Raw genomic sequence first — 15,687 nt, 5'->3', positions numbered from 1 at the left:
AATGTATCCAGTTATGTATCGTAGATTTTGTATGACAATAGGTATGGTAGCATTATTCGGCTCCATTACTTCATTTGCAGCGTCATGCAGCCAGCAGCCTAACAAAATAGAGCAACCCACGGATAGCATTACTTCAAATGTTTCAGTTCAAGAACCGGAACTTGCTTTCCCTTTGCCGGAGATACCACTTTCTATAACAAGTCCTCGGGAACGAGCCTTATATTTCGTAAAACATTATTGGGATGAATTCAACTTCATGGATTCTGCCTACTTGGAGAAACCTCAAAATATGGAAGTTAGCATCGCCAACTTTCTCGGAGTAGCCATAGCACTTCCTGTAGATGAAGTCAAATCCTCGATTATCTATCCACTGGAAAAATCTTCCGGAGCACTGCTGGAGTTATTCATAAAATTCTACAAGAAGTATCTCTACGAGCCTAATTCTCCCATGCTCAACGAGGAATATTATATTCCGGCTGTGGCTTTCTTGATGAAGTCGCCAAAGGTGTCCTTTGCAGAACGAATACGACTGAAAGAGCGATACGAGCTGATGCTGCGCAATCGAATCGGCACAAAGGCCGAGGATTTTATCTACGAACAGAGCAATGGCAGTTTACATCGCCTCAGCAGCAGATTTACGCTCAACACCATACTCGTCTTTTATGAGCCGGGATGCCATACATGTTCCGAGCTGATTCGCCAACTGCATCAGGATGATTGGTTGCGTAATTTGGTAGAATCCAAACAACTAAGTATTTTATTCATATATCCGGATAATGATAAAAATGCATGGGTGGCCGGTTTGTCCGGTTTTCCCGATTTCGTGGAAGTAGGAATCAATAGCGATAGCAGTATCACAGATCGACAACTGTATGACATCAAAGCCTCACCAACGATCTATCTACTTGATAATCATGGACATGTAATTCTAAAAGATGTACAAATAGGAGTTATAAAAGAGTATCTGAAAGAGAAAAAAGAATAACTCTCTGCTTACGAAGTAATTATGCATACAGGGAAAAAATTACCGGAGAATCTTCTTTGCAGCTCTGCAGGTACACCACATGAAAAGCTCTACGAGATTCGCCGAAGGAATTATTTCTCCCAAGCGTTTTATAATAATACTCTATAAATAAAAAAGGACTGTTATTTGTTTTTGATCAATGGCTTTTTGAGAGGAGAACTAACGCTTTTCTCTCCTAATTATTTGGCTGTTCAAATTTCTTACATTACATTTGTGTAGCGAATAGGCTATTGGTAAACGTATAAAAATACACTTAGAAAAGTAAAACTATGAAGGTAAAGTACTTAATGCTCACATTGGTTGGAGCAATTGCACTGAACGCAAGTGCACAGGAGAATACTGTACCGGCAACGGGTCAGTTACCCGCTAAGAATGTTGCTTTTGCTCGCAATAAAGCAGGCAGCAATTGGTTTGTAACACTGCAAGGCGGTGTTGCAGCACAGTTCCTCAATGACAACAACAACAAAGACCTCATGGACCGCTTAGGTGCCATAGGTTCTCTTTCTGTCGGAAAGTATCACAGCCCTTTCTTTGCAACTCGTTTGCAAATTAACGGAGGTCAAGCCCACACTTTCCTCGGAAAAAATGGCGAACAAGAAATCAACACCAATTTTGGTGCAGCTCACTTCGACTTTATGTTTGATGTGGTTAACTACTTTGCACCATATCGCGAAAATCGTTTCTTCCATTTAATTCCATGGGTAGGTGTTGGCTACCAACACAAATTCATCGGTAGCGAATGGAGCAAAGACAATGTGGAATCACTGACAGCGAATGTAGGAGTTATGATGGCTTTCAGATTAGGAAAGCGAGTAGACTTTGTGATCGAAGCACAAGCAGCTCACTCCAATCTCAATCTAAGTCGCGCATACAATGCCAAGAAAACTCCCGTATTCGAAGATCCCGCAGGACGTTATTACAATGGATTACAGGGGATGGCTACAGCAGGTCTTAATTTCCGCCTGGGAGCTGTAGGCTTCAATGCCATTGAGCCAATGGACTACGCGCTTATCAATGATCTGAATGGTCAGATTAACCGTTTGCGCAGCGAGGTCGAAGAACTCTCAAAACGTCCTGTATCATGCCCCGAATGTCCTGAAGTAACCCCTGTTACTAAGACAGAAAATATACTGACGGAAAAAGCTGTACTATTCCGTTTCGACAGCCACGTTGTGGACAAAGATCAATTGATCAACCTGTATGACGTAGCTCAGTTTGTAAAAGAAACTAACGAGCCGATTACCGTTGTTGGTTATGCTGATCCTACGGGTAATACTCAGTACAACGAGAAATTGTCTGAGCGTCGGGCTAAAGCCGTTGTTGATGTTCTGACAGGTAAATATGGTGTGCCTTCCGAATTAATCTCTGTAGAATGGAAGGGCGACTCTACGCAACCGTTCAGCAAGAAAGCTTGGAATCGTGTTGTAATCGTTCGCTCCAAGTAATTCATCTGAGACTTTTGTTGGATAATATAAAATGACATACAGAATTATGAAAGCTAAATCTTTATTATTAGCACTTGCGGGTCTCGCATGCACATTCAGTGCAACAGCCCAAGAAGCTACTACACAGAACAAAGCAGGGATGCACACCGCATTCCAACGTGATAAGGCCTCCGATCATTGGTTCATTGACATTGCAGGTGGAGCAGGCATGGCTCTCTCGGGATGGAATAATGATGTAGACTTTGTAGATCGTCTAAGTATCGTTCCTACTTTCAGTATCGGCAAATGGCATGAGCCTTATTTCGGTACTCGTCTCCAATTCACAGGATTTGACATCTATGGATTCCCGCAAGGAAGCAAGGAGCGTAACCACAACTACTTTGGAAATGCCCACCTCGACTTCATGTTCGATCTGACGAACTATTTCGGTGTATACCGTCCCAATCGTGTCTTCCATATCATCCCGTGGGCAGGTATAGGATTTGGTGATAAATTCCATAGCGAAAACGCTAATGGTGAAAAAGTAGGAAGTAAAGATGATATAACCGGAACAGTTAATGTCGGTTTGATGATGAAATTCCGTCTCTCCAGAGTTGTAGACTTCAATATCGAAGGCCAAGCTTTTGCCGGAAAGATGAACTTTATCGGGACTAAGAGAGGAAAAGCAGACTTCCCTGTAATGGCTACAGCAGGTCTTACATTCAACCTGGGCAAGACAGAGTGGACAGAAATTGTTCCTATGGACTATGCTTTGGTCAATGACCTGAACAACCAAATCAACTCACTTCGCGGTCAGGTGGAAGAGTTGAGCCGTCGTCCTGTTTCATGCCCTGAATGCCCTGAGCCTACACAGCCTACAGTTACTCGTGTAGTCGTTGACAATGTGGTTTACTTCCGTATCAATAGTGCAAAGATTGATCGTAATCAAGAAATCAATGTTTACAATACAGCTGAATATGCGAAGACCAACAACGCACCGATCAAGGTAGTAGGTTACGCTGACGAAAAGACCGGTACTGCGGCCTATAACATGAAGCTCTCAGAGCGTCGTGCAAAAGCGGTAGCCAAGATGCTTGAAAAGTATGGCGTTTCTGCGGATCGCATTACAATTGAATGGAAGGGCTCATCAGAGCAAATCTATGAAGAGAACGCTTGGAATCGTATTGTAGTAATGACTGCAGCGGAATAATCTCAAATATCCCCACAAATAAATGAAGCGGAGGCTGTCTCGCCATGAGACAGCCTCAGTTTTTATTTACACACGAACACATAAAGCATCAGCGACATTTCACACCCGATTAGCCTTAATGACGTATACTGAAAGATATCCTCAAACAAATCCATATTTTTTTCTTCAATTTTCCGCACTAGTATAGATATAATGAATATCTTTGCCGTGTCAATGGTTTTCTACACCGGTTCATGGAGTGTAGAATGAAAAGGGAACCCAGTGAAATTCTGGGACTGTACCCTCAGCTGTAAGTTCAGATGTAAGGGTTTTGCCACGAGAAAGCCACTATACAGAATCGTATGGGAAGGCAGCGAAGCCTTGAATAAGTCAGAAGACCTGCCATTACAAGCGTTCTCTCTGGATCTCAGGGATTAGAGATAAAGAAGAGTCTGTGTTACTTTTGATTGTTGTATTCACGTTGATTGTCGGAGGATATTGATTCTTTTCGACTTTTTTCGTATTTTTCGGCATATCAGAGCCAATTCAAACACTGGAAATTTCCTCTTCTAACCGCTCTAACACCTGTAAACCAGAAAAAGAACCCCAGTCCTGGCCTACAAGGAATCTAAAACTTTTCCTCGAAGAGCCTGAAACACATTAGAATCGACTAAAAACAGAAATAAAGCGAAAGTTTTATCACTTAAAGAGCAAAGAAACTATGATGACTAGCGAACAGTACGTAGAAAGTCTTCGGAAACTTAATCTGAAGGTTTACTTCATGGGTGAAAGGATCGAAAACCCTGTAGATCATCCCATGATTCGTCCCTCAATGAATTCAGTAGCTATGACTTATAAGCTTGCTGAGATGGACGAATACAAGCATTTAATGACAGCAACTTCAAACTTGACTGGTAAGCAAGTGAATCGTTTCTGCCATCTACATCAGAGCACAGAGGATCTGAAAGACAAAGTGAAGATGCAGCGTCTCATGGGACAAAAAACAGCTTCATGCTTCCAGCGTTGTGTGGGAATGGATGCATTCAATGCCATCTATTCTACTACTTACGAAATGGATCAAGCTCTGGGTACCACTTATCACAAGCGTTTCATCGAGTACATGAAATATGTACAAGACAACGACTTGGTCGTAGATGGAGCCATGACAGACCCCAAAGGGGATCGCGGTTTATCTCCCTCAGAACAAGCCGATCCGGATCTTTATCTGCACATTGTTGAAGTTCGTGAAGATGGGATCGTCGTTTCCGGTGCAAAGGCACACCAAACCGGAGCAGTCAATTCGCACGAGCATCTGATCATGCCTACGATCGCTATGCGCGAAGCTGATGCTGACTATGCCGTTTCTTTTGCCGTTCCCAGTGATGCAGAGGGCGTTATTATGATCTATGGCCGCCAGTCATGCGACACTCGCAAAATGGAAGAAGGGGCAGACATTGACCTCGGCAACTCTGAATTCGGCGGACATGAAGCTCTTGTTGTATTCGACCGCGTATTCGTGCCCAATGACCGCGTGTTCATGTGCAAAGAATACCAGTTTGCAGGTATGATGGTAGAACGTTTCGCCGGATACCACCGTCAGTCTTATGGAGGATGTAAAGTAGGTGTTGGTGATGTACTTATCGGTGCAGCTGCTCTCGCAGCAGACTACAATGGAGTTCCTAAGGCATCTCACATTAAGGATAAACTCATTGAGATGATCCACCTGAATGAAACCCTTTATGCTTGCGGTATTGCATGCTCTTCAGAGGGAACTCAGATGAAAGCCGGCAACTATATGATCGATTTGCTGTTAGCTAATGTTTGTAAGCAAAATATCACCCGCCTTCCTTATGAAATAGCTCGCTTGGCAGAAGATATTGCAGGAGGTTTGATGGTAACCATGCCTTCTCAACAAGACTTCCGCCATCCGGAAATAGGCCCGATCGTAAAGAAATATCTTGCAGGGGCAACAGGCAAATCGACAGAAAACCGTATGCGTGTTCTGCGTTTGATAGAGAATATCACGCTGGGAACAGCTGCCGTCGGTTATCGAACCGAGTCTATGCACGGAGCCGGATCTCCTCAAGCTCAGAGAATCATGATCGCTCGTCAGGGAGATCTTGAGGGCAAGAAAAAGCTTGCACGGGCGATTGCTCATATCGACGAATCACTCGATAAGTAATCGGCTCTCCTTCACTTATCTGTTTGATGTATTTAGAAGACGGATTATAACGCAACCGTGAAACCGGATACAATGACAGAAGAAATAGTCGAACTCGTACTGCGCGAGCGGATCAGTCCGCTACTGCGCAGTCACGGGGGCGACTTATCTTTATCTCAAATCAAGGATAAGACCGTTTTTGTGCGGTTTTCCGGAGCATGCCGATTCTGTCCGGCAGCACATGAGACAGTAGAAAAAATCGTTCAAGCCATGATACGCGAATACTTCAAAGATGACAACATCGATGTCATTCTTGAAAATAGTGTTAGCGATGATCTGTTAGAACAAGCCAAGAATATTTTGAGAAAACCCAAATAGCTTTTATGAAAGACGTATTAGCGGAATATGCCTCCCGAATTGTTTCGGCCGAAGAAGCCGTAAAACATATCAAAAATGGAGAACGGGTAGCTTTGTCACATGCTGCCGGAGTTCCTCAGAGTTGTGTTGATGCACTGGTACAACAGGCCGACCTTTTCCAGAATGTCGAAATTTATCACATGCTTTGTCTCGGCGAAGGAAAATATATGGCACCTGAAATGGCCCCTCACTTCCGACACATAACCAATTTTGTAGGTGGTAATTCTCGTAAAGCAGTTGAGGAAAATAGAGCCGACTTCATTCCGGTATTCTTTTATGAAGTGCCATCAATGATTCGCAAAGACATCCTTCACATAGATGTCGCCATCGTTCAGCTTTCAATGCCTGATGAGAATGGTTACTGTAGTTTTGGAGTATCTTGCGATTATAGCAAACCGGCAGCAGAAAGCGCCCATTTAGTTATAGGGGAAATCAACCGTCAAATGCCATATGTACATGGCGACAACTTGATTCACATATCGAAGTTGGATTACATCGTGATGGCAGACTACCCTATCTATTCTCTTGCAAAGCCCAAAATCGGAGAAGTAGAAGAAGCTATCGGGCGTAATTGTGCCGAGCTTATTGAAGATGGTGCCACACTCCAACTCGGTATCGGCGCGATTCCTGATGCAGCCCTGTTATTCCTCAAGGACAAAAAAGATCTGGGGATCCATACCGAGATGTTCTCCGATGGTGTTGTCGAATTAGTTCGCAGTGGAGTAATTACAGGAAAGAAAAAGACACTTCACCCCGGAAAGATGGTCGCAACCTTCTTAATGGGAAGCGAAGACGTATATCATTTCATCGACAAAAATCCCGATGTAGAACTTTATCCGGTAGATTACGTCAATGATCCGCGAGTAATCGCTCAAAATGATAATATGGTCAGCATCAATAGCTGTATCGAAATCGATCTTATGGGACAAGTCGTGTCCGAATGTATAGGAAGCAAGCAATTCAGCGGAACCGGCGGTCAAGTAGATTATGTTCGTGGAGCATCATGGTCTAAAAACGGCAAAAGCATCATGGCAATTCCCTCAACAGCCAAAAACGGTACTGCATCTCGAATTGTACCTATAATTGCAGAGGGAGCTGCTGTAACAACCCTCCGCAACGAAGTCGATTACGTTGTAACCGAATACGGTATAGCACAACTCAAAGGAAAGAGTTTGCGCCAGCGAGCAGAAGCTCTTATCGCCATAGCCCACCCTGATTTCAGAGAGGAACTAACGGAACATCTCCGCAAACGTTTCGGATAAGAAGAGAAGAAAAAAAGTTTAGGATTATTCCAAAAACCAATAATACTATTATGCAACTTTTCAAACTCAAGAGTGTAACACATCACTTTGACACTTTTGCAGAATTTGCCAAGGAATTCTGTCTTGGAGAACGCGACTTGGTAATTACCAACGAGTTCATCTATGAACCGTATATGAAGGCATGCCAGCTCCCCTGCCATTTTGTTATGCAGGAGAAATATGGGCAAGGCGAGCCTTCTGACGAAATGATGAATAACATCTTGGCAGACATCCGTAATATCCAGTTCGACCGCGTAATCGGTATCGGAGGAGGTACGGTTATTGACATCTCTAAACTTTTCGTTCTGAAAGGATTAAATGATGTACTCGATGCATTCGACCGCAAAATACCTCTTATCAAAGAGAAAGAACTGATCATTGTGCCCACAACATGCGGAACGGGTAGCGAGGTGACGAACATTTCTATCGCAGAAATCAAAAGCCGTCACACCAAAATGGGATTGGCTGACGATGCCATTGTTGCAGACCATGCCATCATCATACCTGAACTTCTGAAGAGCTTGCCTTTCCACTTCTACGCATGCAGTGCAATCGATGCTCTTATCCATGCCATCGAGTCATACGTATCTCCTAAAGCCAGTCCATATTCTCGTCTGTTCAGTGAGGCGGCTTGGGACATTATCCTGGAAGTATTCAAGAAAATCGCCGAACACGGCCCTGAATACCGCTTCGAAAAGCTGGGAGAAATGATCATGGCCAGCAACTATGCCGGTATAGCCTTCGGAAATGCAGGAGTAGGAGCCGTCCACGCACTATCCTACCCGTTGGGAGGCAACTATCACGTGCCGCATGGAGAAGCAAACTATCAGTTCTTCACAGAGGTATTCAAAGTATACCAAAAGAAGAATCCTTTCGGCTATATAGTCGAACTCAACTGGAAGCTCTCCAAGATACTGAACTGCCAGCCCGAATACGTATATCCGAAGCTGGATGAACTTCTCGGATGCCTTCTTACCAAGAAACCTTTGCACGAATACGGCATGAAGGACGAAGAGGTAAGAGGCTTTGCGGAATCAGTGCTTAAGACACAGCAAAGATTGCTCGCCAACAACTACGTAGAGCTTACTGTAGATGAGATCGAAGGTATCTACAGAAGACTCTACTAAACACATAAAGGTTCTTTTTTCGAATAAAGACAAAAACCGAGAAAAAGCCACAAATCGAGGGTGATAGCAAGACCGGCCGATAAAGGTCTGCTATCACCCAAAAATCTGCCTGAAGCCAAAAGATATACGACTATTATATTCTTGGCCAAGGCTACAGAAGACTAATCAAAAACCACATCAATAAAATTTTTTCCAATGGAAATCAAAGAAATGGTGAGCCTTGCGCGCAAGGCTCAGAAGGAGTATCAAGCTACCCATAACCAAGAAGCAGTTGACAACATTTGCCGAGCTGCAGCAAAAGTTATTTATGAAAATGCAGCTATTCTGGCTCGCGAAGCAGTAGACGAAACCGGCATGGGCGTTTACGAACACAAAGTGGCCAAGAATCAAGGCAAATCCAAAGGTGTTTGGTACAACCTCCACAATAAAAAATCGGTTGGTATCCTCAATATAGACGAGCGTACCGGTATGATCGAGATCGCAAAGCCTATCGGAGTTGTAGGAGCCGTAACGCCGACGACCAACCCGATCGTTACTCCGATGAGCAATATCATCTTTGCTCTTAAGACTTGCAATGCCATCATTATTGCCCCCCACCCCAGATCTAAAAAATGCTCTGCACACGCAGTTCGTCTGATCAAAGAAGCTATCGCTCCGTTCAACGTACCGGAAGGTATGGTTCAGATCATCGAAGAACCCAGCATCGAGAAGACGCAGGAACTCATGGGCGCCGTAGACGTAGTAGTTGCTACGGGTGGTATGGGCATGGTGAAGTCTGCATATTCTTCAGGAAAGCCTTCTTTCGGTGTTGGAGCCGGTAACGTTCAGGTGATCGTGGATAGCAACATCGATTTCGAAGCTGCTGCAGAAAAAATCATCACCGGTCGTGCTTTCGACAACGGTATCATCTGCTCAGGCGAACAGAGCATCATCTACAACGAGGCTGACAAGGAAGCAGTTTTCACAGCATTCCGCAACCACGGTGCATATTTCTGTGACGAAGCCGAAGGAGATCGTGCTCGTGCAGCTATCTTCGAAAATGGAGCCATCGCGAAAGATGTAGTAGGTCAGAGCGTTGCCTTCATTGCCAAGAAAGCAAACATCAATATCCCCGAGGGTACCCGTATTCTCGTTGTTGAAGCTCGCGGCGTAGGAGCAGAAGACGTTATCTGTAAGGAAAAGATGTGTCCCGTAATGTGCGCCCTCAGCTACAAGCACTTCGAAGAAGGTGTAGAAATCGCACGTACGAACCTCGCCAACGAAGGTAACGGCCACACTTGTGCTATCCACTCCAACAATCAGGCACACATCATCCTCGCAGGATCAGAGCTGACGGTATCTCGTATCGTAGTGAATGCTCCGAGTGCCACTACAGCAGGCGGTCACATCCAAAACGGCCTTGCCGTAACCAATACGCTCGGATGCGGATCATGGGGTAATAACTCTATCTCCGAGAACTTCACTTACAAGCACCTCCTCAACATTTCACGCATCGCACCGTTGAATTCAAGCATTCACATCCCCGATGACAAAGAAATCTGGGAACTCTAATTAAATTTCCTTCTTTCGAGGCTTAATAACCCGATAGAGAAGGAATCTTAATCATCTCTTTTCGAGGGACAGTGCCAAATTCGTGCACTGTCCCTCTTTTTTTGCACCATATTCACTTCCGATTCAGCCATAGGATGTATCATCCCTATCCGATTGGGTTCACACGCCTAAATTTTCGGGTTTATGACACCTAAAAGTGTGGCACGTGAACTTTTTGCTTTTGGCGTGGGAAAAGAAAAAAAGTGAAACCAAAACGAAAAAAATCTCGCGCCTGTTTTTCACAAAACACAAACCACAATCGGAGCATTTCAGGCTCGTATCCTGCTTGAGGCGTAATGAGCATATGCACTTTTTTCCTCGATGAAAAACCAGAACAAATATATATTCTGAGATTGTTATATTTACGAAAGTGGATATACCTCCACAATAGGCTTTTGATAAGCTGCGAGGAGGTTGTTATTCATCACTAATTGCTCAAAAAACATGCAGGTCATAAAAACAAATGAAACTTTTGACAGCCTCGACAAAAGTAAGTTGGAGCGTATGCTCGACATCAAAGAGGCTCATCGCGAAGGTCATCTGACACTTGAAGAGGCCAAGGAGCGTATGAAAAAAGAAGTGGGTTCCATCTCGCCCGAAGAGTTTGCCGCAGCAGAGCAACTCTTCAAAGAACGTGATCAGGACGAATGCCAAAACGAAGACGTACGGACAATGCTACAGCTGTTCGAAGGCCTGATAAATCCCATTCGTCCCGACTTACCTTTCGGACACCCCATCGATGCCTATCTGCGCGAAAACGATAAGGCCAAAGAACTACTCGATCAGGCGGATGCCCTACTGGAGCGCACTTTTATCCCCAATCCATGGATAGAACTGATGGAGACGCTTATGGGATATAAGCTACACTTTGCTCGCAAACAAAACCAACTCTATTCAACACTGGAGCAGAAAGGATTCGACCGCCCCTCCACTACGATGTGGACTTATGACGATCATATCCGCGACGAGATGAACAAAGCCATGAGCCTACTGCGCGAAAAAGACTACGACTCCTTCCCTGCAGCATACAAAGAGATGGCTATCGTTCTGCGTGACCTGATGGAAAAAGAAGAGCTTATCCTTTATCCAACCTCTCTGAAACTCATTTCCGACAAAGAGTTCGAAGCAATGAAACATGGCGATCGAGAAATAGGCTTCTTCCTTATCGACATGCCGGAATTAGATGCACCGGCCAAGCAATCAAAAGAAGCCCACGGCCAATCATTTATGGCAGAACTGGGAGCCTTACTTGCCAAACATGGTATGGGGACAGGCGGACAAGACGACAAGGCGATACTGGATGTAGCCGAAGGAAAGCTGACTTTGGAGCAGATCAATCTGCTTTTCCGTCATCTCCCTGTGGATATTTCGTTCGTGGACGAAAACGAGCTGGTTTGTTTCTATACGGACACGAAGCACAGAGTATTCCCCAGAAGCAAGGGGGTGATCGGCCGAGAAGTACGCAACTGCCATCCGCCCAAGAGCGTTCATATCGTAGAGGAGATAATCGATAAGTTCCGACGTGGCGAACAGGATCGCGCAGAATTCTGGATCAATAAGCCCGGAGTCTTCATCTACATTGTCTATGTGGCCATCAGAGACGCCGACGGGCGTTTCCGCGGTGTGATGGAAATGATGCAAGACTGCACACGGATCCGTAGTCTTGAAGGCTCGCGTACACTTCTTACTTGGGACGAAGAGCAAAGTCCGGCACAAGGATCGAAAGAAAGCGAATCCGATACTGTCGGAGAAGATGGCATTCGGCCGGACACGAAGCTGAAGAGTCTCTTGCAGCGGTATCCGCGACTGATGGATGATTTGCCAACGATCAGTTCCAAGTTCACCCTCCTTCGTTCTCCGATGGCCAAAGTAATTCTTCCTGTTGCCACCATTAAAATGATGAGCGAACGCGCCGACATTCCGTCGGATATGCTCATCGGCAAACTGGAATCACTCATCGCTTCGTACAATAAACCGGATCGATCGGAAGAGAAATAGCATGAAGAAGGAGGTGTGTCAATAATCATGGCACACCTCCTTTGCATTAATATGGGACGGTCGGGTACACCGCTATTCCGAGACTCCTAAGGAGTCCCTACCGAGACCCCTAAGGAGTCTCCACCAAGACCCCTAAGGGATCCCAACCAAGACCCCTAAGGGATCCCAACCAAGACCCCTAAGGGGTCCCAACAGAGACTCCTTAGGGGTTCCTCAATGCTTTACTTCAGGAGGGGTTCGTGCGGTCTTATAATCCATTCGAATGGAGACATCGGGAGCAGTGACCGGCGAAAGGAAGCCGAAGCTTAGCGAATCTTACCGTCGAACAGATTGATGATGCGGCCGGCACTACGTGCATCGTGCTCGGAGTGCGTCACCATGACGATGGTTGCACCTTCGCGATTGAGACCTCTGAGCAGTTCCATGACATCGGCTCCGTTTTTGGAGTCGAGGTTACCCGTAGGTTCATCGGCGAGGATGAGCTTCGGATTGGCCACCACGGCACGGGCGATAGCCACGCGCTGCTGTTGTCCTCCGGAGAGCTGATTGGGGAAGTGGCCGGCTCGGTGGCTGATGCTCATCTTGCGCAGAGCCTCCTCCACTCGCTCTTTCCGCTCGGAGGCCTTCACACCGAGATAGACGAGCGGCAACTCCACGTTCTCGCTTACCGTCATCTCTTCGATGAGGTTGAAGCTCTGGAATACGAAGCCGATATTGCCCTTACGGACGGCAGTCCTGTCTTTTTCCCGGAGGTTGCCCACTTCTGCCCCATCGAGCTTGTAGATACCGGAAGTGGGATTGTCGAGAAGGCCGAGGATATTGAGCAGAGTGGACTTACCGCATCCCGAAGGCCCCATTATGGCGATAAATTCGCCTTTGTCCACTTTGAGCGATACGCCATCGAGGGCTACCGTCTCTATTTCTTCTGTTCTGAAAACCTTGGTGAGGTTGCTGATTTCAATCATTGTTTTACTTGTTTTTATGAGGTGAAAGGAAGAGCGACAAGCCGGACAATGCCTGGTCTATGAATCCGCCGTTTGCCGGATTGTCGCCGTATTTATTCGTATCGGAGTTCATTGACAGGGTTGCGGCGAGCTATGCGCCGGAGGTTGATGACAACGGCCAATGCAATAATCAAGAGGACGAACAGACCTACAAGGAGGAAAATCCGGCCGTTCAATTCGATTCGATAGCTGAACTTCTCCAGCCAGTTCCGACCGAAGAGATAAGCGACGAAAAGTCCGGCAAGCACACTCGGCAGGCTGAGCCGGAAAATGGAGCGGAGGAAGAGTCGCAAGATGTCGCCCTCTCCGGCTCCGTTGATCTTGCGAATGGCCAGCTCCTTGCGACGGCGATTGACCTCCGTATTCACATAGCCGACCAGCCCGATCAGAGCGATCAGGATAGCCACGACACTGCCGAAGAGGATCGTATTGCGAAAAGTCTTGGCTGCCTCGAAGCGACTGAGAAGCTCCATCTCCACACTGAGGAAAGAAGTCTCCTTGTAGGGATCGGCTTCGGAGAGGATGCCATTCACGCGATGGAGGAGCCGGGCATCGTCATGGCGAAGGCGGATCGTCAGATAATGCAGCCAATCGTCCCCATAGACGATGGCGGAAGGGAGCTTTTCGGGGTAAGGGCTCAGGTGCTGACGGCGGAGCATGAGATCGTCGTACACACCGCGAATCACCACTCGCCCGAAGGAAGTCAGGATGATATTCTTGCCGATGACACCGTCTTTCCAATTCATCAGCCGAGCCAATTCGGTAGCCGCTTTCTTGCTGAGCATGATCTCTCTGTCCTTTTCGGTGGCAGCGTCGAAGTTTTTCCCTTCGAGCAGCTTGATGTCGTAGACCTTCAGATAGTGTTCGTCCACGTAGAAGAGGTCGGCCACATTGATCAGCTCACGATCCGTAACGGGGTCGATAAGGTTATCTCCACTCTGGCCGGAAGAAGCCGGCAAGGCGGTCGTCAGCGTGTAGCCCTCCACTTCGGGCAGTGCCTTGAGCTTTTCGATCACGACAGGGAGTTGCTGCTGATCCAGCGACTCGATGGGGACATAATACAGTCCGGCGGCTTTGTATCCGGCATCCTGCCCTATCATGTGCCGGTATTGCAGACCGGTGATAGCCAAAAGGCCGAAGAGGAAAGTGGCCGCCACAAATTCTACAGCCAGCAGTCCCAGCTTCCAGAGCCGATTGTGTGCTACCGACTTGCGAAAGATATTCATCACCGGTGTACGGGACAGGGAGTAGCCGGGGATCCATCCCATGAAGAAAGTAGCCATGGCCAATACTCCGGCCAAGGCTGCGGCTACGCGCCACGAGATCAGATGCAGCAGCGGAGTTTCGATCAGAGCCTCCATCGGCTTGCGGAAGAGGATAAGGGTCAGGAGGGCCAGCACGAGGGAGAGGAAGATATAGAGGAAGGTCTCCCAGATCATCGTACCCTGTATCTGCACGGGCATGGCTCCGTAACACTTGCGAATGGCAGCTACACGCCGGCGGTTGACCATGGAGGCGAGGGTCATGAGTACGTAGTTCAGCAGCGAAATAAGCAGCACCGCTATGGCCACGATCTGCTGGATTCGCAGCATATTGACCAAAGTGGGATCTTCCAGACGCAAGCGATTGAAGGGCGTAAGGGAATAGTGCAATTCCACTCCTGCTTTGCGGAAGACTTCCATATCCTGATGCCGCTTTTGCATCTCCAGGAGAGCTTCGTCGAGGCTCTCGGGCGACACGCCGGGACGCAGACGGACGTAGGCTATGTAGCGGTCGTTGCCGATCCAGTTGTTCAGGCTCTCGGCCGGCATCCACGTAATGGGCAGGAGCATATCGGCTTGGATGCTGCTGTTGTGGGGCAGATCCTCGAATACACCTCCGATCGTGATGGCTCGGTCCGATTTGCTTTCTGCCGGTCGCAACCGTTTGCCCAGGACATCGCCCCCCATCTTCCGGGCCAAACTTTCGGAGATGAGGCAGGTCATATTGTCGCGCAAGGCACTATCCCGGACGCCGGCGATGAGTTCTACCCCGAACATGTCAAGGAAAGCCGGTTCGGCCAGCAGCGTCTTGGTCTCGTAGGTTTTGTTGTCTTCGAGTATCATCTTCGAGGTGCCATACAGAGTCGTTCGGGTAGCCAGTTCCACACCCGGTATTTCCTCCTGAATGGCAGGGGCAACGCCTCCGCTGACCTGAGAGAAGTCGAGTTCTTCCGGTTTATCCCCCTCCTGACTTTGGCGCGTGCCATGCGTCTTGACGATGCAGATGCGATCATGATGGGGGAAATCCCGTTCGTAGCTTCGCTGATAGATGACGATAGAGAGCAGAAGCACGCTGACGGAAAGTCCGAGCGTAAGCGTCAGGAGTTTGCTGATGCTGTGTTCGCCCTGTCGGAAGAGACGGCGAGCAGCAAGTTTGAGAGGTAACATGATGTGCTATATGTCGTTTAAGG

Annotated in this window: 12 protein-coding genes and 1 riboswitch; of the genes, 10 read left to right on the top strand and 2 right to left on the bottom strand. The window is 47.1% G+C overall.

What is annotated here, in order from left to right; genetic code table 11:
- The first annotated feature begins 1 nt into the window (after position 1).
- From PGN_RS03485 to PGN_RS03445, 10 genes are all read left to right on the top strand, one after another.
- Positions 2–985 (top strand): DUF5106 domain-containing protein, encoded by a 984-nt coding sequence (locus PGN_RS03485; RefSeq protein ID WP_012457736.1) that lies wholly within the window; start codon positions 2–4, stop codon positions 983–985.
- Positions 986–1,293: 308 nt separating this feature from the next.
- Entirely contained in the window at positions 1,294–2,469 is a 1,176-nt protein-coding gene (locus tag PGN_RS03480) for an OmpA family protein (RefSeq protein WP_012457733.1), read from the top strand.
- A 46-nt stretch (positions 2,470–2,515) separates the two neighbouring features.
- Positions 2,516–3,658, top strand: coding sequence for an OmpA family protein (locus PGN_RS03475; protein ID WP_012457732.1), 1,143 nt, complete (start codon positions 2,516–2,518; stop codon positions 3,656–3,658).
- 197 nt (positions 3,659–3,855) lie between these two features.
- Positions 3,856–4,059: riboswitch (cobalamin riboswitch) on the top strand.
- Positions 4,060–4,358: 299 nt separating this feature from the next.
- A complete protein-coding gene (locus PGN_RS03470) occupies positions 4,359–5,819 on the top strand; it encodes a 4-hydroxyphenylacetate 3-hydroxylase family protein (RefSeq protein ID WP_012457731.1) in 1,461 nt (486 codons plus the stop codon).
- A gap of 72 nt (positions 5,820–5,891) precedes the next feature.
- Positions 5,892–6,176 (top strand): NifU family protein, encoded by a 285-nt coding sequence (locus PGN_RS03465; protein WP_004585237.1) that lies wholly within the window; start codon positions 5,892–5,894, stop codon positions 6,174–6,176.
- Positions 6,177–6,181: 5 nt separating this feature from the next.
- On the top strand, positions 6,182–7,477 hold the full coding sequence (locus PGN_RS03460) for an acetyl-CoA hydrolase/transferase family protein (RefSeq protein ID WP_012457730.1): 1,296 nt from the start codon (positions 6,182–6,184) through the stop codon (positions 7,475–7,477).
- Between the two features lie 50 nt (positions 7,478–7,527).
- The gene (locus tag PGN_RS03455; protein WP_004585235.1) at positions 7,528–8,643 is read left to right on the top strand and encodes a 4-hydroxybutyrate dehydrogenase; all 1,116 of its coding nucleotides are present in this window, start codon (positions 7,528–7,530) and stop codon (positions 8,641–8,643) included.
- A gap of 195 nt (positions 8,644–8,838) precedes the next feature.
- The gene (locus tag PGN_RS03450; protein WP_012457729.1) at positions 8,839–10,194 is read left to right on the top strand and encodes an aldehyde dehydrogenase family protein; all 1,356 of its coding nucleotides are present in this window, start codon (positions 8,839–8,841) and stop codon (positions 10,192–10,194) included.
- Positions 10,195–10,390: 196 nt separating this feature from the next.
- Complete coding sequence (locus tag PGN_RS12340) at positions 10,391–10,558, top strand: DUF1661 domain-containing protein (RefSeq protein ID WP_125026622.1); 168 nt, start codon at positions 10,391–10,393, stop codon at positions 10,556–10,558.
- 119 nt (positions 10,559–10,677) lie between these two features.
- Positions 10,678–12,231, top strand: a complete 1,554-nt coding sequence (locus tag PGN_RS03445; protein ID WP_012457728.1) for a PAS domain-containing protein — start codon at positions 10,678–10,680, stop codon at positions 12,229–12,231.
- Positions 12,232–12,536: 305 nt separating this feature from the next.
- On the opposite strand, the gene PGN_RS03440 is transcribed toward PGN_RS03445, so the two are convergent.
- Both PGN_RS03440 and PGN_RS03435 read right to left on the bottom strand, forming a co-directional pair.
- The gene (locus tag PGN_RS03440) at positions 12,537–13,196 is read right to left on the bottom strand and encodes an ABC transporter ATP-binding protein (protein ID WP_004585231.1); all 660 of its coding nucleotides are present in this window, start codon (positions 13,194–13,196) and stop codon (positions 12,537–12,539) included.
- A gap of 92 nt (positions 13,197–13,288) precedes the next feature.
- Positions 13,289–15,664, bottom strand: coding sequence for an ABC transporter permease (locus PGN_RS03435; RefSeq protein WP_012457727.1), 2,376 nt, complete (start codon positions 15,662–15,664; stop codon positions 13,289–13,291).
- Between the last annotated feature and the right edge of the window lie 23 nt (positions 15,665–15,687).

Origin of the sequence: Porphyromonas gingivalis ATCC 33277, from assembly GCF_000010505.1 — a bacterium.
Lineage (GTDB): Bacteria > Bacteroidota > Bacteroidia > Bacteroidales > Porphyromonadaceae > Porphyromonas > Porphyromonas gingivalis.
Note: the sequence above shows the minus strand (reverse complement) of the source record. Positions and strands in the feature narration are given on the sequence as shown.

Bases quoted from the DNA above. Each gene is read 5' to 3' on its own strand.
- PGN_RS03435 (WP_012457727.1), bottom strand. From the start codon at position 15,664: ATGTTACCTCTCAAACTTGCTGCTCGCCGTCTCTTCCGACAGGGCGAA.
- PGN_RS03460 (WP_012457730.1), top strand. From the start codon at position 6,182: ATGAAAGACGTATTAGCGGAATATGCCTCCCGAATTGTTTCGGCCGAA.
- PGN_RS03450 (WP_012457729.1), top strand. From the start codon at position 8,839: ATGGAAATCAAAGAAATGGTGAGCCTTGCGCGCAAGGCTCAGAAGGAG.
- PGN_RS03480 (WP_012457733.1), top strand. From the start codon at position 1,294: ATGAAGGTAAAGTACTTAATGCTCACATTGGTTGGAGCAATTGCACTG.
- PGN_RS03485 (WP_012457736.1), top strand. From the start codon at position 2: ATGTATCCAGTTATGTATCGTAGATTTTGTATGACAATAGGTATGGTA.
- PGN_RS03465 (WP_004585237.1), top strand. From the start codon at position 5,892: ATGACAGAAGAAATAGTCGAACTCGTACTGCGCGAGCGGATCAGTCCG.
- PGN_RS03470 (WP_012457731.1), top strand. From the start codon at position 4,359: ATGATGACTAGCGAACAGTACGTAGAAAGTCTTCGGAAACTTAATCTG.
- PGN_RS03445 (WP_012457728.1), top strand. From the start codon at position 10,678: ATGCAGGTCATAAAAACAAATGAAACTTTTGACAGCCTCGACAAAAGT.
- PGN_RS03475 (WP_012457732.1), top strand. From the start codon at position 2,516: ATGAAAGCTAAATCTTTATTATTAGCACTTGCGGGTCTCGCATGCACA.
- PGN_RS03440 (WP_004585231.1), bottom strand. From the start codon at position 13,196: ATGATTGAAATCAGCAACCTCACCAAGGTTTTCAGAACAGAAGAAATA.
- PGN_RS03455 (WP_004585235.1), top strand. From the start codon at position 7,528: ATGCAACTTTTCAAACTCAAGAGTGTAACACATCACTTTGACACTTTT.